Raw genomic sequence first — 17,893 nt, forward strand, 5'->3', positions numbered from 1 at the left:
ATCTTTTTACAACCTGTAGTTTTACATCTAATGAAATTGGACTCCTTTTTGACAAAGCAAAAACTCCCATCATGGTAGAAGTAGAGGTTTTGTTTTTTCTACTGTCTACTATGATGGGAGCATATCAGAGAGACCTATTGAAAGAGCTTTCTTTTAATGATCATATGCAATGGTAAGAAATTGTCCCGTTTCAGCGGACTCCTTGGCCTTTAGGCACATAAGCGCGCTCGCCAATCCGTCCTCGAGAGTCGAATGAGAGCGGGTAGTTTCGCCTTTCATCAGTTCAATGAAGTTAGCGGCAAGTGCCGTATCCCCGCCGAAATGGTCTTCATCTAATTCAAATTGATAGTTTTCTACCCGCGCCGTATGGTGCATGAACACCCTGACCAGTCCCGTTGTGAAATCAAATTCCAACGTTCCCTTATAGCCGAGAAATCGAGCTCCCCTGCTGCCTGCCCCACGGCGTGCGAAAAAGTTTTGTGAATAAGAGAGATGCATACCCGTATCATAACGAAGGAGTGCGCTACCCGAATCTTCATTGCCGGTATCACTCGTATAACAGCAATGGGTCAATTTGTCAGCCACATCGGGACGGAATGCTGTACTGTCCGGACAGCTTCGATTGTCTTCGCATGTTTTGCAGGTCAAGCCTACCGGCTTTGTCCCCTTGAAAATTTGCTTAGAGGTCATTGCGCATACTTCCGTAGGCAGCATGCCCAGAATGGCATTCAGATAGTCAAAATCATGCGTAGCCTTTTGCAGGAACAGCCCACCAGTAATTTGGTCATCCCGATACCAGGACTGATAATAAACGGCTCCGTACGGCACGTTATTAACCGCCTGTACATGCTCCACCGTACCGATTTTCCCAGAATCGATGATCTCTTTTACGAATTGGACGATGCTTGTCAGTCTGAGCGGAAAGGAAACAACGATTGGAGAGGAGGAGGCTTCATACCCGGACCTCAGCCTGAGCAACTCTTCCATTGTCGTAGCAACAGGCTTCTCCAGATAGATGGGCAGTCCGGTTGGCATAACCTTTAGCGCCATTTCCGTATGCAGCGAGCATCTCGTTCCGATCAGCACGCCATCCAGCGACTCCCTCACCAATTCTTCAGCTGTTTCCATTAATCGAGCTTGAGCAATATCCGCTAGCTGCAATCCGGGATCAACCACCGCAACGACTTGGCAAGATTCATCTACCTCTTTCATTTTCCTAAACACCGTTTGTGCCCTATCCCCATAACCGATCACGCCTAATCTCATTGACAAATCCCCCCTAAGCTCCAACAATGGTATTACAATAGTTGTAGTATAGTAGGTTTTGGATAGATTGGATTTGCAATAAAAGCAACTTTATTTGCCCTTATGGGAGGTTATCAGTAGGAATGCGAAGCAAAGAATCGACTCCGGATCAGCTGCGCCGGACGCGTCTACGAACAACGATTGAAATTCAGAAGCTAATTACACTGTTCTATTTCGAGCATAACAAGGACTACGTCTTTAATGGCGAGAAACATAACTTCTGGGAATTGCTTTATGTCGATCGGGGTGAAGTCGAGGTTAGAACCGATAACGCTATACATGTACTGAGACAGGGGTCTGTCATTTTCCATAAGCCGAATGAATTCCACAGCTTTCGTGCGGCTAAGGGTGTCGCTCCCGATGTAATTGTCGTTACATTTGACTGTCACTCCCCCGCTATGCGCGGATTCGAAGGCAAACAGCTTCAGGTAAATGAAGAGGAGAGGAAAATGCTTGTTCTTATGATGAACGAAGGAAAGAAGGCGTTCGAATTTCCCTTCCGCCATCCTTTGAAACGTCTTCCAAATGCACCTACTGGCAGCGAGCAGCTGCTTGGTTGTTACCTGGAGACCTTCCTGCTTCTGCTGCTCCGAAAACTTGAGGCTGTTAACAGTGGGGGCGCACAACAACGACCGTCGATTAGTCCACCTGCTCGCGAGAAAAGCGAGCAGATCCTGCTTCGAGACATCGTAAGCTATATAGACAAGCAGTTAGACGACCCACTCAGCATCACGACAATATGTGGTGAATTTTATATTAGTCGCACGCATCTCCAAATGCTCTTTCACAAGCAGGTCGGCTGCTCCTTCAAGCAATACATCACACAATCGAGAATACGTAAAGCTAAAATCCTTATCCGCGAAGATACCCGTAATATGACGGAAATCGCGCGCTTGTTAGGTTTTGCTAGCATCCATTACTTCTCCAAAGCCTTCAAAAAGGAAACAGGCATGAACCCTTCGGAATATGCCCGTTCAGTGAGAGCACAGATGGATGCTCCGAAATGATAATGAAGACTACATGCCACTCAAATAGCGATCCATATCCTCAAAAGCAGCATAATACACAGGATAGCTTGGCAACTGCTGAAAGCCTAGCTTTCTTGCAATGGCTATGGAATCCTTGCGAAAGTCCTCTGTCGTCCAATGCGGTACGCCACCGCGCCCTACACAATCCTGGACAAGCGCGACAGCCATCGCAGTAGCCAGCCCTTGGCCGCGATGCTTGTCATCATATGTATGAATGCCGATTTCATAATCGCTGCCGCCGACAAAAACTGAAATGCAGCTGCCGATTATTTTATTTTGCTGGAGGATCGCATAACCGATACCTTTGGCAAAAAACGTATCCAGCGTTCCCCAAAAATTTCCGATTTCTCTCGTCAGCACCTGAGCGATATCCCGCTCAATCACGCTCGGATTAATCCTCACCAGCTCATATCCGCTCGCCACCTTTGGAGTAAGCCCTTTTTGCAGAAATGCCGAGATATGAAATTTAAACGGCACTCGCTCGCCTACCTGAAACCGATGGTGGAAGAGGCGGCCCACCAAGTCATCGGGATGTTCGCTTGATAGCACTTCCAGGTTAAAATGTGTCTCTCCGATTTCCATAGCCTCCCGCTTAATACTAGAAAGCAGCAAAGGCTCCAACTGCGCCGTAAACGCAGGATTCGGCTCGCCTATCAGATAGAATATCTCGTTCTGAGCCCAAACAAACGCCCCTGTTGGCATAGAGGGATCATCAACATAAATCCTCCCTAAATTATTACCTTCTATAACCCCTTGAATGACCACCGTGCTGCCATACTTCCTCAGCAACGGCTCTATTATTTTGTAGCTTTCAACCGTTCGAAGCTCTTGAATCACGAATAACGCTCCCCCTTTTTCCTTGTATCCTTACGCTCGTCATACCCATTCATGCTCATCAGTCTATTCTCACGCCTACTAGCCTTATTTCATTATCCTCAACTAGATTTCTAACCCTATTTAAAGCCCACCATCAGCGGCTCTTTGGTCTTAAAATTTTTGTACTCAAACAAATAATCTTTGCCTAGCTCCATACGGTCTAGATCTTGAGGTTTCACTCTCAGCTTCTGATTCCCGTTACCCATCCCGCCTATCGTAATCGTTCCGTTATCCGAGTCCATTTCTATCACGTAGGCAATCGCCACCGTTATTGATTCGTAAGCGTGATAAGAGCGGTAGAAGGCAATGCCCATAACTAATATAACAATGATCAAAGACCAAATGACATTTTTATGCTTACGAAAAATCATAACTGCCTTCTCCTCCTTTGAATGCATAAAATCAGATACCCCATCCCCAAAAAGCAAAGCGGCAGCGTCGGATAAAAATACCGAGGGGTAGGTGAAAAGGGAAGGTAGAGCACTACGCTGCAAAACGCGAGCAGCGCGAGCAGCAAGTAGCTTCCGTTACGCCGTTCATGAACCAGCATCTTCAGCAGCCCGGCAAAGCCGGCGAGAGCCATTGCCACATGTATCGTTCTTATGATCATTCGGATGACGAGGTTCTCCGTTATAAAACCTAGCCTAGGAAATATATTCTGGATGAAGTACATCATCTTCCCCCAGGTATACCAGCTCAGATAAGTGAAAAAGTCGCTTCTGAACCCGTCTATGATACGCTGGTACGCCATTTTGCCCATCTCGGCAGGGTCTTGGGTTGGATCAACGGCAGGGCGCCGAGTAAAGGGAAAGGAGCCCCACAGCAGCGGATTGCCTGACTGCTCTGCCAACCATACCATTTTGTTCAAGCTAATCATGTTCCGCACCCACCAAGGCAGCAGCATCAGAAGAAAACCGGCTCCCAGCAAAAAAACCGGCCTCAGCACATGAGCTATGCCGCCCCTCCTGTGTTTAACGGCGATGCCTGCAATTAGGATGAGGATAAAAGGGACAATCGTCGGTCGTATCAAAATACATATGCCAAACAAGATGCCTAGCCAAAAATATTCCCGGAGCCTTCCCTTCTGCATGGCTATAACCAGAAAATAGACAAATAGCAGGAAAAAGAAGCCGTACAGCGTTTCCGTTAAGAGAAACAATGGCGATAGAATAAAGGTCGGATGAAGCAGGATGCATCCCATAACAAACAAGCTGATTCCGTTGTGCCCAAATAATCGATTAGCAATGCGATACATCAATAGAGCGCATAATAGCTGAATGAACAGCTGCAGCGCTTGAATTTGAATAATGGGCGGCTGATCATTCGCATAACCAAACACGAGGTAACAGCCAGCTAGAAAAAGGGGATAACCCGGCGTTGTGAACGCATTGGGTTGCTCTGAATAAGCATACGGCGCATAGCCGTATATGCCTTCGTGGAGCAGCTGCAAAACCATTTTGTTATAACCGACCTCATCGCCCGTTAGCTCTTTATTCCAATCGATATAATAACAGCGCAAGAGCAAGCCCATGAGGAGAAGCAAGCAAAAAATCATTTTGGTTGTTCGTGTTGCAATGACGGGAATCACTCACTTTTTCGATATAATTGTGCCAACACAGCCATTCCTTCGGAATCGCAATAAGCACTCTAACAATTGTAACATTATCCCAAAAATGCAGCCAATGCCGTTTTTTCAACGCAAAAAGCAACCTCTATTCAAGGTTGCCCATGCTGCACCAGTCATATGGATGAAACCGTTATACGAATACTTTACTGAATACGCCGTTAAAATAAGCCTGCAAGTCTACCTTAATCGGCATAAAATAAATATTGCCCTTCGTTTGCTCGGTATACGCCAAAGCCTGCTTCGAGAATTCGATGTTCCACTCCAGCGTAGGCTGAAAATCCTTTGGAAAAACGACGTGGTTTCTGCTTTCCCAATATCGCTTGGAGGATTCCGTTACGACAGGTGCCACGCCCCAAAACACGTCCGCCCCCTCCAGCATCTCCGAATAAAGCGTCATTAAGCGCAAATCAAAAAAAGGCTGGGTGAAAAACCCGTCTACTCCGGCATCAAGCTTTTGCTGCACATATTCATATTCCTTGCGCACGCTGTGCCGGTAGGGGTCAAGCGCCGCATAAATTTTTAGGTGGGGATGCTCCCGCTTCAGCTTGTGAATCAGATCGATGCAAGTAGTCGGATAGACCGGCTTGCCGCTTTCTTTAGGCGCATCTCCCGTAACTACAAGTATTTCCGAGATCTGATGCTCATTCAAATAATGAATTAAAGAGAACGGATCGCCAGCGTCAAAGTCCATGGAGCGAATATGCGGAATGCTATCATTATAAAAAGCTTTGGATAAACGAGTCGCTTCCCAGCTTCTAAGATCAAATCTCGTCAAATCCGGTATGTTAATCGTGTTAATGGCTGGAAATTGGCGCCTTACCAGTTCAAGCTCCGTTTTTAATCCAACAGGATCTCTTGGGACAAGCTCTAACGAAATTCTCAATTCCAAACGCTCCTTGCTCTCAGGGTCAACGGCATACCTACGGATTCCCACTTTATAATTTGTATAATAATACATTTTAACGAATTTTAATTCAAAGTTCCAATAAGCATATTTACAGTTTTCTATCACTTTTCCTTATAAGATGGCAAATAGGCCAAGTTCCCTGATCGGGGACCTTGACCTCAACTTAACCACAAACGCCTCATAATGTAAAATTCGTATGGTCAATTCGCCCATGCGCCTTCACATTAAACTTAGCACCAGAATAAATATCATCCCAGTTTTTTTTCATTTTCCTCCATTGCTTGGGATGCTTACGATGAATCATTTCCCCAATGCCAAGCAAATCGACCTTATGTTTTTGTGAAAAACGAATATAACGATCAATGTCTTCTGTGATGCCATTATTAATTTCTTTTTCCCAGTTCACAATTGTCCCAGGGTCAACCTTCACGTCGTCACACTGCACACTTACCAGATCCAAATCAGCATAAATCTCTATGTTTACAATAGGTGTGAGCTTTTTATTGAAAGCCACATCTAATTCGCTTCTGTTGTTAATATTCTCAAAGGTTATCTTATGCTTGGCATCACACGCCACCGCTTCAATTGATCCACTCATCTGCGCAGCAGCCCGCAAATAGCCCTTAGTCTCGGGTGAATGCATAAGTCCTACGAGACGGTCTCCTTTAAATGCATACAAACCCTTGGTTTGAAGCAGTTTTAGCTTTTTATCGACCTGATCCTTCACTACCTCTACCGAAGGAATACTAATGTCTTTGTATCCGTTAATCAACTCCTGATATACTTCGATCAGCGTCGTTTGCTCGGTTAATGCCGTGCTTTCCCCCCCCTCAGAGAGTCCCCTTAACGCCTGTGAGGAAATCGATAAATTGGGCATGGATACTTTCAGCGCTTCGTAAGCTTTCCCTTCCATCGCGTACATCAACGTTGAATTACGAAACTGCCTGAGCCTGCGAATATCGTCTATTTGCTTTCCTATGCCGCCTCTCGCTAGGTCCGTACTGAAAATAATGGCTGTCGTATGCCCCCAAAGCAGCGTCCGATCCGATTTCGTTCTCATTAATCGGGCGGCTTCGAACAGGCTGCTGCCCTCGGAGGTCAAATAAAACGTACTCTCCTGCATCCCTTTCGGCTGCTGCCCGCCTGTCGACAGCTTGGCGATCTCAGCCGTTACTCTCACGCCTCCATCCTTGCCCAAGTCAATCGCGACGGAGTGAACAATATGCAGCTCATTAAGCTCCATGCTGCCCTTGCAGCCCGTTATGGCAACACATAGACAAAGCAAGGTGACTAGCTGCTGTTTTTTCAACCAGCTCATGATTTGCTCCGAAAGCGGGTGTTATGAATAACACGGAATAAGCTGGGCCGCTTGTTATTTTTGGTAAGCGGTCGCCGTACAATAACGTCGGTTAGCTCACTAAGATTGAAGGGTGCTGCTGGCCCCAAATAAGGGACGCCAAAGGAACGAAGTGAGGCTAAGTAAGTGAGCAGCATGATAATGCCAACCATGATGCCTACGTAACCAAGCATGGACGCAAGCAGCGTCATGACAAATTGTAGGATGCGAATCACATAGTTAATCGCTGTTGGCGGCAGCGTAAAGGTGCAAATGCCTGTTAAGGCTGCAACAATAACCATAATAGGTGATACGATTCCGGCTTCTACAGCCGCTTGTCCCAAAATGAGCGCACCCACGATACTGACAGCCTGGCCAACCTGCTTAGGCATGCGTATCCCCGCCTCGCGCATAATCTCAAAGGCAATCATCATCATGAAACTCTCAACAACCGCGGGAAAGGGAACTGGCTCCTTGGCAGACGCAATGCTTTGCAGCAGAGTCGTAGGAACAAGCTCATGATGAAATGTTACCGTAGCCACGTAAAAGGCAGGCAGCAGCAGACCGATCATTCCACTAAATAACCGAATTAAACGCATAAGCGAGCCAATATAGTAACTCCATGCGTAATCTTCACTGACTTGGAAAGCCTGAAGAAAAACGAAGGGCAGCAGCAGTACAAAAGGCGTACCTTGCACAAGGATCGCAACTCTGCCGTCAAGCAAAGCGCCAATTACCCGGTCGGGTCTTTCCGTCGTTTCAAGCAGCGGAAATAAAGTTCCCCGATTGTCAGTAATCCACTCTTCAATATAGTTGCTCCCCAGTATGGCATCGGCAGGTATTTCATCAATGCGATGATGCACCTCTTGTAAAATATCCGGATTCGTTATGCCGCCAATCGATAAGATCGCCATTTTCGTTTTGCTGAGTTGACCTGCCATCCGGTATTCAACCTTTAAGCTTGGCGATGCGAATTGATAGCGAACCATAGCAATATTATTTTGCAGAGATTCCGTAAATCCGCTGCGCGGCCCCTTCACTGTCGCTTCGCTCGCTGGCTCCTCCACACTTCGCAGTTGTACGCCAAGCGTATCGAGGGCAATCCCATAACCAGCGGTATCAAACAACAACACAGACATGCCGGAGGCCAAGCCATTCGCCACCTCTTCAAACGTATGAACATTCGCATCTATTTGAAATGCAGGCAGCCGGTCTTTATCCTCTTTGTAAAGCAGCAGCATCTGGTCGAGCTGCCTACCATCTATCATTCCTGCCAGATAGCAAACGGTTACGGATTGGCCCAGATCGATGGCTGAACTCACCATCACCAAATCATCCGTATTCTGCATCAACTCACGTAATAGCCGCTTATTTTCAGCCTCATTGCAAGTAAGCATCGTTTTAGTATCATCCATAGCCATCACCTGCTTTTTTCATATTCTCTTTTATCAATGCTATGAAGAGCAGCATCGTCGGAATGAAAAGCTGGAACAATACAAAGTACCAGGACTGATGGTCATAAAAAGAAGTTAGCTCTACTAACCCCCATACCTTGTATCGTGAACAAATGACAAATGCCGCCGCCATCGGAATAATCCATCTCTTCGGCTGTTTAAGCTTCAGTAAATCTGACAGCCCACGGAACGCCGACCAAAAATAAGCGGTTATTTTCGTAAACGAGCTCATCACCCAAACGACGACTAGAGCGGCATCAAAACGTTCGATATTGCGGAATAACCGAATGTTTTGAATAAGGCTGATACTGGGATAGGTAAAGGTCGACGTAGCTTGTCCTCCGAACAGCATCGTACAGGAAAGCACGGACATCAGCAGCAGCAAAAAGGTTATTCCGACCCCTGCCATAGCATAAGCCGTTGTGCTTTTCGTCTTACGGACGTATTGAATAATCATGGAAATAAACATTAAATCCCCAAACCAGGACATGGAAAGCATTAGCCCTTTGAGCGGCTTAATCAAACCGTCCTCCAATATAGGAAGTAAATACTCTGGGTGATATTGATTGATTAACATCACATAAATCGCTAAAAAAGTAGTCACCGTTACGATGAATACAATCTCAGAGACTCGCGCCACTACCTCAAGCCCATGATAAACCGCATACGCACACATAATGGCTCCAGCGATCAAATACCACATCTGGGGGATGATTGGATTTAAGGCAATAATAAAAAATTGTGAAAATTCACGTAAAATCCATGACGCTAAATCCAAAAAATAAAAAACAAACAAACCTGCAAGCCCTCCTCCAAACCATGGGCCGAGCAAATGAGTGCAGATAGCTAATATATTTTTATCCGGATAGAGCTGATTCAGCTTTAAAAAAACCAATAGGTTTAAAAGGCCCATTACCCCTCCTGCAATAACCAAATACCAAGAGTTTCTTTCCGCATAATGGGCAAATATCGCAGGAGCATATAAGCTCGAGGTTCCAATTGTAGAAATAACAATTAAGGCCATGAATTGAAAATTGCTGATTGTGATACTTCGTTCCATATTGTACCTCCCTTACCGATGCTTTCAGTATGCGCTGCGATTGGAAAACTATGCATAGCATAAACGTTCGGATAACAAGGCATAATAATATGGAGGTGTCCATTATGAAAGAAACGATTATTTCCTATCTATTCCCTGCGTCATGGATAATGCTGGTCTATATCTTTTTGTCGGATTACGATTGGTATCAACAAATTGCTATTGGAACTTGGGGGTTTTTGGGTGTGAATGCCCTAACCCTTTTCCCTATTTTGCTTTCTCTATTCATTACGGATCGCGTTTTTTCCGGGTCTAAGCAAAGCAAACCTAGTCAAGAAAGTAGAGCAAACAAATAAACCGGATCATCCACAGAATGTTTATTCTGCCGAGATCCGGTTTATTTGCTTGGTTATCTTTTATTTATCTTTATGCCAATAGGCCCATATAAATAAGTTCAACAAGATTTGCCGAGTTGTAGCCTAAGCCGACCGTATCACCTGGACGGGGAATTGGAGCTGGAAATCGTCTGACAATAGATTCAGCCATATCTAAAACAATGGTTAAAATCATGTCTTTAGCGTTGATTTTAAGCTCATGATTTGGATAAAAGGAGGCTTTCGACAAAACTACGGACGATTCAGGCTATTCCGTTTGTCTAATTTCTAATTTGTTTGTGATATGCTTCTCCAATCAGACTTACTTGATCGGTCATTTCACCGGTAAAATTATCGATTTCGTAATAAATAAACTAATTTCTGATAATACACGGTCGATTCTTTATAGCGCCTGCCCGACTCCGAGACGACCGCCAGACGCTCATACAACTGCTCCAGCCGCGGTACATGTTGAATGGATTCAAAGTAAGGCACGCATGCAAGGGCAAGCTCATTAAAGATATGATTCGCCCTATCCAGTGAATTCTCATCCTTGGCTGCCGCATGAAGGATATACGATACAGGCACTCGCAAGTGCTCGGTAATCTGCTCCGCCAAATCGTCAACAAGTGAGTACCGCTCAGCTAATATATTGGAAAAATGAGCCTGTGCCGCTGCCTGATTGGATAATATGATGACCGTCAAATCCACATGCTTGTAATGCTTCATGATGGACATAAAGCCGCTCTCGCTTTCAGTATGACCAATCACTTTCCGACTTCTGCCGAGCATCTCTTCCTGTTCTATAAATAAACCATAACCATATTGAGCTTTGTATGGTGTTGTCATGCGAAGGTAGGCTTGCTCGCTAATTTGGCGCTGAGTGTGCAGCGCAAGCCCCCAAAGATATAAATCCTCGATCGTGGAATACATGTCATTGGGTATGCCATAACCTGAATTGATCATTCCAAGCGGCTTGAAAATAGCATGAAAGATGTAATCCTCACAGGCTCGTCCCGTTATTCTCTCAATGATATCACGTAACAGCGAATAGCTTGATTGATCATATAAACCAGATGTATAGGAAAGCAGTTGGTGTATCGTAATCTCGTCAATGTGAGGGACGGTGGGTAGGTATTTGGAAACCGGGTGATCCACGCTTATAAGCTTAAGCTCCTGCATGATCATTACAGCCATCGCTATAAATTGATCCCCCATGGAGCCGATTCTGAAAATCGTTTGCGGAACATTCGGTATACGGTTCACGAAGTCAGCCATTCCGTAGCCTTTGCTCAGCATAATTCGCCCTTCTGAGGCTACCAGAACACAGCCGTTAAGACGGTCCGCTTGCGCAAGAGAAGTACAATACTCGTCCAGCTCCCGGTGCATAAGCTCATTTGACATTAAGCTTGCCGAATACATCGAACCATCCCCATCCGAGTAGAAGTAAATAGCCTATTCACAGGAATTGTCGAATAGCTATCCATTTCCATTTTAACGCACATATGTTCCCATTTCAAACCTTTTCCTGCGCGCCCAGTAGGCTAAACCTATCGGTTCATTCCCGATTCCCAGCCTTCTGAGCTCAGGTCCTCCCCACCATAAGATTGCAGTGGCGATAGCTCAATATCGCGCCCCTTCAGCTTCTCCGGCGGTACGCCAGCCTCGATCAGCCATTTGCGATGAAGCGACAATACAAGCCTGCGGGCACTACCTGGACTATCCACACCCGCTTTATTTTTGACAGGGGCGAACTCCTCATGTCTTTCCACTTTCAATACGGTTATAAGTTCGGTAAACGGGAAAAAATCAAATATAAAACGCTCCAGCTTATAAGCATTCGGTTTGTCGGGTTCAATGAGTTGATCTTTGGCATCCAGGTGGTCCATTTTTTTGGAAGCCATATGATAAGGAATGTCTGCATCTGCATGCTTATCTATGAAATCAAGCTTGAATAAAAGAATAGAAATATGACCTAAATGGTAGAGCAAATGGCCCTCCTTCGATCGGGCGTTGCTTATTTCGTCCGGAATCTCATTATACTCAAGCACTGCGGGGCGCCCATTCCGTTCGCACATGATGCCGATTTTCTCCTGCCCATCCGTCTTCTCGACCACTTTGGCCGCGATGTCTCTATTATAATAAGCAGCGACGCCGATAAACGCCGGGTCAGCCATTTTCACAAGCGCGTTGTCTACATTGCAATAAAATAACCAGTCCAGTCCTCTTCGCTTCATGTCACCCAGCGCGCCCGTACGCTTCAATGAGGCGAAGCAGTCGCCATGTCCGCTCGGCGCAAGCTTGATTCCTCCATCCATAGACAGAAGCAATTGGCCATCATGGCCTACAGCAGGCATACTATTTTGCTGAAAAATAAAGCAATCCTCAGCCGGATAACCAAAATAATCGGAGGCCTGTAAAAAAGCTGTAGTCGCTTCATGGTTGTCCTCACTTGTCATCACATACCAAGGAATGATTTTGCCCGCATCCCTAGACAAATGAAGCAAACGCTCCGCTTGAAGCTGAAACAAGGACTTGCCGGAGGGCAGTCCGATATCCAGCGTTCCTTTGGGACCGTCATAGCCCAATCGGCTGCCGTTGCCTCCCGCAACAACGATGGCTCCTACGCCTCCGCGGCGCAGCAGCTCCCAGCCTCGATCGGTAAAGGCTTGCTGCTCCTGCTTTTCAAATTTCTCCCAGCTCTCATATGCAATCGGTTTAATCGAAGCTTCAGCAGACACTTCTGCCAGCTTCTGCTCCTCCAGCAATTTGAACAGCTGGTCAAGCGCGATGTGATCCACTTGTTCTGCCAGCTTGTATCTCTCATCCTCTGGCAGCCGCTGAAGCCGTTCAATCAAATGCATTTGATTATATGTACGAAGCTTGTCCTCCGCAGTTCGTGTACGCTGCTCCATAGCTCTCCTCCTTCTACATGTCCGAGCGAAAGCTCTCAATGAATTGCTGTGCGCGTTTGGGCAAATAATGATCCTTCAGCCAAAGAATTCCGACATCTGATTGAAAATCCGCATCCTCGATATCGAGCATTTTGACCACCGTGCCAGGGAAAGAGGACATGACTGACTTCGGAAATACGGTAGCACCGATCCCTCCTGCTATCAGCGACATAATTATCGCAACACTGGAGCATTCGCATATAATATTAGGCTCGAATCCATGCCGTTTGCACTCATTGACGACCTGCTCATGCATGCGAGTTGTTTTGTCCGTTTTCAGGGTGAGGAACGGAAAATGGGCGAGCTCCTTCATGCAAAGCGTTTCCTTGCCCGAATAAGCCTTCCATGAGCTCGGAATAACGGCTACAAACGGATCCGAAGGTAGAGGCAAAACCATATATTGCTGAGGATGCTTCTGCGCCTCAAACGGAAGCCTCGCAACGACTAGATCAATGGTCCTCCTCTCCAGCTGCTCCCCAAGGTAAAAATGGTCGCCCTCCGATATTTTGAACGTTACCTGGGGATACTTCTCCCTAAATAATTGAATACGCTGCGGCAGCAGGGAAATGCAGGATACTACGGAACCGATGGATAAAACGCCACGGTTCCCTTCCTCCATCCCCTTTACCTCCCTCAGCGACTCGTCAAACTGCACGAGCAGCGATTCGGCTTTTTGCTTAAGCAACTCCCCTGCATCGGTCAGCATCAAGCCTTTGCCGCCCCGCTCGAACAGCTTGACGCCGAGCTCCTCCTCCATAAGCTTGAGCTGTCTGCTCAGTGGCGGCTGTTCCATGTTCAGCAGCTTGGCAGCGCGCGTAACCTGTCCTTCTTGTGCTATAGTTAAGAAGTATTTGAGTTGACGCATGTCCATGTGGTTCACTCCGATCGTCCATACCTTAAAGGTATAGACATTCAATAAAATAGATATTTTAAATATATCGTATGAAGTGTTAGCATTCAATTATCGATCACTAAAGGGAGATGGGCAAATTGCTTCAATCATTGGAAATCGAGTTAACCAAAAACAAAAAACAACAGCCAGCTGCAGACGAGCTGGGATTCGGCAACCATTTTACAGATCACATGTTTATTATGGATTATTCGACAGACAACGGTTGGCATAAGCCGCGCATTATTCCTTACCAGCCGATCGTCCTTGACCCCGCAGCCAAAGTATTTCATTATGGACAAACGATATTTGAAGGTTTGAAAGCGTATAAAACCGACGACGGCCGGGTACTCTTGTTCAGACCTCAAAAAAACATACAAAGAATGAACCGCTCGAATGAGCGTCTAAGCGTGCCTGAGCTCCATATCGATACCGTTATCGAAGCCTTGAAGCAGCTGATTGCGGTTGACAAGGATTGGATTCCAACGGCGCCAAGCACTTCGCTGTACATTCGTCCTTTCATTATTGCCACGCAGCCGCAGCTTGGCGTAGCACCATCCACACACTACCAGTTTATCATCATCATGTCGCCAGTAGGCGCCTATTATACGGAAGGCGTGAATCCGGTCAAAATATTCGTCGAATCGGAATACGTTCGTTCGGTGAAGGGCGGCGTGGGCGAAGCGAAGACGGCCGGCAACTACGCGGCAGGCTTGAAAGCGCAGGAGCTTGCCAAGGAAAAAGGCTACTCCCAAGTGCTTTGGCTTGATGGCGTTCATCGCAAATATATTGAGGAAGTCGGCAGCATGAACGTCTTCTTTAAGCTTAATGGTGTCGTGCATACGCCGGCCTTGAACGGCAGCATTTTGGATGGCGTAACCCGCAACTCCATTATCCAGCTGCTTCGTCATTGGAACATCGAGGTTGTGGAGCGTCCGATTACGATTGAGGAGTTGTATGAAGCTAGCCGCAAAGGCGAGCTCGAAGAAGCCTTCGGTACTGGCACGGCAGCGGTTATCTCACCAATTGGAGAGCTGAACTGGCAGGATGACGTACTCGTCATTAACGATGGCCAGACAGGCGAGCTATCCAAGAAGCTTTACGATACGTTGACTGGCATCCAAATGGGCAAGCTTGCTGATCCGCTCGGCTGGATGGTTGAAGCGACTCCCGTAAACGTTTAGCACGGCCAATAGAAGGAAAACCCAATAAGCCCCCCAAGCAGCTAAAGCTGCCTGAAGGGCTTTTTCTCATTGATATGAAAAACGTAAGACAATGCCGAGAACTGTTAGTTTTTTAAGCGGTTCTAGGGGAGCCGATTGTATGGTTTGTTAGAATTTTAGAAATTCAAAAAATAAACTTAAGGGGTTAGGGAAATCAGTTATGTTTTTTTTCGATTTTCAGGCGCTCCTGTCGAGTTTTTGTCAATCTTTATGAAATAACTGGAATTAATACCGCTAATTTAGCGGGAGAAATTCCGGCTCAAAACCAAAATCAGTGCTTAATGAGAATCCGTTTAGGTAGCTCGCTATACTGTAGGTTTGCAGGATGGAGGCCCCTTTATTTCGAGATGTCGCAGCTATCCTGTATCCCGTACAACATAAGCTCTGATCATTAGCCGAATGGACATACGAAGCCTAGATTCTGCTGCAAAAGTGCAGGATAGGCACAAAGAAAGAGAGAAATACGGCAAAGTTAGTGCGATAGTGCAGGATAGGCAGAACGTCTAGTAGCAAGTGTACACAAAAGCGATAGATTGTGCAGCCTGCCTAGGCGATTCGGGAGCTATTACGCCACCATGCAAATTTGCGATTGCTGTGGTGGCTCCTTGCATGAAATGACCACGGAGACCCCCCGCGAAGTTACGGTGGTGCCGCCGCAGGTTAAGCTTGTGGAGCATGTGCGACAGGTCTATGCCTGTCGTCACTGTGAGCGCAATGAGCTGCAAACGCCGATCGTAAATTAAAGAACAGTCTTGCTGGCTTGAACATCAATCTTCTTCAATTGAAGAGTTGGTTTTTGTGAACAATACCTACATTGAGGGCAACTCGTTTTCAACAAGTCATCAGTTGGTAATTGTTTATGAAAAACCAGAGAAACGTTATGAAGTAAGAAGCGAAGACAATGCTGTTGACGTTCAAATTCACGAGCAGGATTAAAGGAAAGTCATCAGTTATTGTCAATGAAACTTGTAAAATGTTCAAGGGAGCGTCCAATACCGGATGCTCTCTTTTCATATAGATATCTTTTAAGAGCCGATTGCCCTGAAATTCAGCGCAGTCGGCTTTTTTACGTTGAAGGGAGGATATGGGATGACCAAGGTAATCGCCCTGGCTAATCAAAAGGGCGGTGTGGACAAAAGCCTTTCCATTCCACCTGAGCGCCCAACACCAGCAGCATAACCCGAATATGCTTGAAAAGGCATCGACGCTCGCTCGAGGCACCGAAACGAAGCTCGCTGTTGGCTTGTCCGATATGTACAACAAGAGAGGACGTAGAGATAAGCGTGTTTGGTTGGCTCAAACCGTGAGCGGTACCCAACGTGTAGAAGGAGTGGATGAAACGGGGGAAGAGGTTTCTTTCGTTTTACGAAGCCAATATTTGAGTTATCCATGCTTGACGACGTTGTTCTTTCTTGGTCATGAGGCAACCTCCTTCACTGAGTTGCCTTCATTGTCTCATGAATGGATCTAACGTTGAAGGTGGGCTTGGTTTGACGCTTACTTGGAAATGGTAGTTATGTATTCCATTCACTAAATACCTAATTCTGAGTGAGAAGTGAGCACAGCCTATCAATAATAAGTTTTAGACTATAATAGCGGCAGCCTGGACGAGTTACCAACGTCCGAGACTGCCGCTTTTTATTTAGCCCAATATCTTATTGGTCAGCATCTGCTTCAAAATAATCATCTATTTGTCTTGTTTTACTTGCTCCATAAATGCCCGGAAGTTCTCAGCGATTTCTTTTGACTTGGTATGGTGCAAATAATGACCACCTTCAAATGTCATCACTTTACCATGAACAGAATCTTTTATTTGCCCTTCATGCAGCGGTATCCAACCTTTTACGCCTGTGTTATTCGCTTGTATAAAGAAAATAAGGGGAAGCTCTTTTGGGAATGATAAGCTTCGAGCTGCAACAAAATTAGGGTAAAGATTTTCAAGTTCATTCAAGCTGGTGTTATTAAACATATTTTTGTTTTGCAGCATCTTCATTTGTTTTTTTGTTTCATCATCATATGGCATTCCAGCAAACTGATCCTCACCAAACTTCATCATCAATCTTCCAAAACCTGATTGTTTGAGCAGTTTGAAGTTTCCTAATGGCAATTTAGCATCCATACCCGGTTGCGTTGGAACACTGGTATCTATCCCGACAAACGCACTCACTTCGTTTGGATATTTGTTCACATAATCGAGGCCGTAAATGCCTGTAATGGAGTGACCCATTAGAATAAAACGGTCAATATTAAGGCTCTGCAGCGCTTCATGAATTTCACTTACAATATTATCTGTGGTTCGTTCTTTGTCGGTTCTATCACTTAATCCATAACCAAAAGGCTCAACCGCGACAACTTTATAATATGGTGAAAGCTCATCAATTAACGGCTTAAAATCAAGCACTGGTGTCGCTGTTCCTTGACCAGGCAGGAGCACGATTGTTTCTTCCCCTTGTCCCTGAATCAAAATATTCATATTTTTCCCGTCTACCTTTACAGATTGACCATAGGGTGTAATTTTACCTTCCTCTGATTTGCTACTGATCTTATTCACGACAAATACTGTAGCTACAAAAAGGACGATTGCTATAATTATTACTGTTAGCACTTTAAGTAAAATGAACAATATTTTTTTCATTTTACTAACTGGTTTTTTGCCTGAATTCAAATCCATTTTCTTTGCCTCACGTATGTTCACTCTCATCTTCTCCTGTCATGATCTCTGTGTTGGGCACTCTTAATTGGCCGCTAAAGAAAGCTTATACAACGAAGATGTACTCCGTGTGACGTCAATATGAACTGAATATGAACAACAAAAAAAATGCTACGGCACCACATGCAAAGAGCTTGCACAGGCTGCCGCAGCATAGAGTAAACAAGCGAT

The 17,893-nt window shown here is 45.7% G+C and carries 18 protein-coding genes and 1 pseudogene; 6 read left to right on the plus strand and 13 right to left on the minus strand.

All coding sequences use genetic code 11. The features are described 5' to 3' along the window. Window positions 1-153: 153 nt before the first annotated feature. A complete protein-coding gene (locus E0496_RS00005) occupies window positions 154-1,266 on the minus strand; it encodes a Gfo/Idh/MocA family protein (protein ID WP_141499592.1) in 1,113 nt (370 codons plus the stop codon). 122 nt (window positions 1,267-1,388) lie between these two features. Between E0496_RS00005 and E0496_RS00010 the strand changes: the two genes are divergently transcribed. Next, the gene (locus E0496_RS00010; RefSeq protein WP_141499593.1) at window positions 1,389-2,312 is read left to right on the plus strand and encodes an AraC family transcriptional regulator; all 924 of its coding nucleotides are present in this window, start codon (window positions 1,389-1,391) and stop codon (window positions 2,310-2,312) included. 9 nt (window positions 2,313-2,321) lie between these two features. Here E0496_RS00010 and E0496_RS00015 read toward each other — a convergent pair whose 3' ends face one another. The 7 genes from E0496_RS00015 to E0496_RS00045 form a co-directional block, all read right to left on the minus strand. Further along, window positions 2,322-3,170 (minus strand): GNAT family N-acetyltransferase, encoded by an 849-nt coding sequence (locus E0496_RS00015; RefSeq protein ID WP_141499594.1) that lies wholly within the window; start codon window positions 3,168-3,170, stop codon window positions 2,322-2,324. A 116-nt stretch (window positions 3,171-3,286) separates the two neighbouring features. Continuing rightward, window positions 3,287-3,580 carry a hypothetical protein gene (locus E0496_RS00020; protein WP_141499595.1) on the minus strand — a complete coding sequence of 98 codons (294 nt, stop codon included), beginning with the start codon at window positions 3,578-3,580 and terminating at the stop codon, window positions 3,287-3,289. After that, the gene (locus E0496_RS00025; protein WP_141499596.1) at window positions 3,577-4,764 is read right to left on the minus strand and encodes a glycosyltransferase family 39 protein; all 1,188 of its coding nucleotides are present in this window, start codon (window positions 4,762-4,764) and stop codon (window positions 3,577-3,579) included. The genes E0496_RS00020 and E0496_RS00025 overlap by 4 nt, the downstream gene beginning before the upstream one ends. Before the next feature lie 202 nt (window positions 4,765-4,966). Continuing rightward, window positions 4,967-5,719 (minus strand): methylenetetrahydrofolate reductase, encoded by a 753-nt coding sequence (locus E0496_RS00030; protein WP_206669679.1) that lies wholly within the window; start codon window positions 5,717-5,719, stop codon window positions 4,967-4,969. Window positions 5,720-5,921: 202 nt separating this feature from the next. Next, the gene (locus tag E0496_RS00035; protein ID WP_141499598.1) at window positions 5,922-7,061 is read right to left on the minus strand and encodes a Ger(x)C family spore germination protein; all 1,140 of its coding nucleotides are present in this window, start codon (window positions 7,059-7,061) and stop codon (window positions 5,922-5,924) included. Beyond that, on the minus strand, window positions 7,058-8,494 hold the full coding sequence (locus tag E0496_RS00040) for a spore germination protein (protein WP_161601261.1): 1,437 nt from the start codon (window positions 8,492-8,494) through the stop codon (window positions 7,058-7,060). Before E0496_RS00040 ends, E0496_RS00035 begins: the two co-directional genes overlap by 4 nt. After that, the gene (locus E0496_RS00045; protein WP_141499600.1) at window positions 8,487-9,593 is read right to left on the minus strand and encodes a GerAB/ArcD/ProY family transporter; all 1,107 of its coding nucleotides are present in this window, start codon (window positions 9,591-9,593) and stop codon (window positions 8,487-8,489) included. Before E0496_RS00045 ends, E0496_RS00040 begins: the two co-directional genes overlap by 8 nt. Before the next feature lie 104 nt (window positions 9,594-9,697). Between E0496_RS00045 and E0496_RS00050 the strand changes: the two genes are divergently transcribed. Further along, on the plus strand, window positions 9,698-9,928 hold the full coding sequence (locus E0496_RS00050) for a hypothetical protein (RefSeq protein ID WP_141499601.1): 231 nt from the start codon (window positions 9,698-9,700) through the stop codon (window positions 9,926-9,928). A 70-nt stretch (window positions 9,929-9,998) separates the two neighbouring features. Here E0496_RS00050 and E0496_RS36070 read toward each other — a convergent pair whose 3' ends face one another. From E0496_RS36070 to E0496_RS00070, 4 genes are all read right to left on the minus strand, one after another. After that, a complete protein-coding gene (locus E0496_RS36070; protein WP_141499602.1) occupies window positions 9,999-10,196 on the minus strand; it encodes a hypothetical protein in 198 nt (65 codons plus the stop codon). 101 nt (window positions 10,197-10,297) lie between these two features. Then, window positions 10,298-11,350, minus strand: coding sequence for a serine hydrolase domain-containing protein (locus E0496_RS00060; RefSeq protein ID WP_206669680.1), 1,053 nt, complete (start codon window positions 11,348-11,350; stop codon window positions 10,298-10,300). Between the two features lie 146 nt (window positions 11,351-11,496). Next, a complete protein-coding gene (locus E0496_RS00065; RefSeq protein ID WP_141499604.1) occupies window positions 11,497-12,861 on the minus strand; it encodes a UTP--glucose-1-phosphate uridylyltransferase in 1,365 nt (454 codons plus the stop codon). Between the two features lie 13 nt (window positions 12,862-12,874). After that, a complete protein-coding gene (locus tag E0496_RS00070; protein ID WP_141499605.1) occupies window positions 12,875-13,771 on the minus strand; it encodes a LysR family transcriptional regulator in 897 nt (298 codons plus the stop codon). 110 nt (window positions 13,772-13,881) lie between these two features. Between E0496_RS00070 and E0496_RS00075 the strand changes: the two genes are divergently transcribed. The 4 genes and pseudogenes from E0496_RS00075 (at window position 13,882) to E0496_RS00085 (ending at window position 16,483) form a co-directional block, all read left to right on the plus strand. Continuing rightward, window positions 13,882-14,973 carry a branched-chain amino acid aminotransferase gene (locus tag E0496_RS00075; protein ID WP_421922911.1) on the plus strand — a complete coding sequence of 364 codons (1,092 nt, stop codon included), beginning with the start codon at window positions 13,882-13,884 and terminating at the stop codon, window positions 14,971-14,973. Between the two features lie 611 nt (window positions 14,974-15,584). Then, window positions 15,585-15,749, plus strand: a pseudogene (locus E0496_RS35450) (IS66 family transposase zinc-finger binding domain-containing protein); the annotation flags it as partial. Window positions 15,750-15,810: 61 nt separating this feature from the next. Further along, window positions 15,811-15,948, plus strand: coding sequence for a hypothetical protein (locus E0496_RS35455; protein ID WP_161601263.1), 138 nt, complete (start codon window positions 15,811-15,813; stop codon window positions 15,946-15,948). Between the two features lie 250 nt (window positions 15,949-16,198). Then, window positions 16,199-16,483, plus strand: coding sequence for a hypothetical protein (locus E0496_RS00085; protein ID WP_141499608.1), 285 nt, complete (start codon window positions 16,199-16,201; stop codon window positions 16,481-16,483). A 216-nt stretch (window positions 16,484-16,699) separates the two neighbouring features. Here the strand turns inward: E0496_RS00085 and E0496_RS00090 are convergent, their stop codons facing one another. After that, window positions 16,700-17,683: an alpha/beta hydrolase gene (locus E0496_RS00090; RefSeq protein ID WP_141499747.1), complete on the minus strand. Its 984-nt coding sequence runs from the start codon at window positions 17,681-17,683 to the stop codon at window positions 16,700-16,702. Window positions 17,684-17,893: the final 210 nt, after the last annotated feature.

This window comes from Paenibacillus luteus (assembly GCF_006542765.1).
Classification (GTDB): Bacteria; Bacillota; Bacilli; order Paenibacillales; family Paenibacillaceae; genus Pristimantibacillus; species Pristimantibacillus luteus.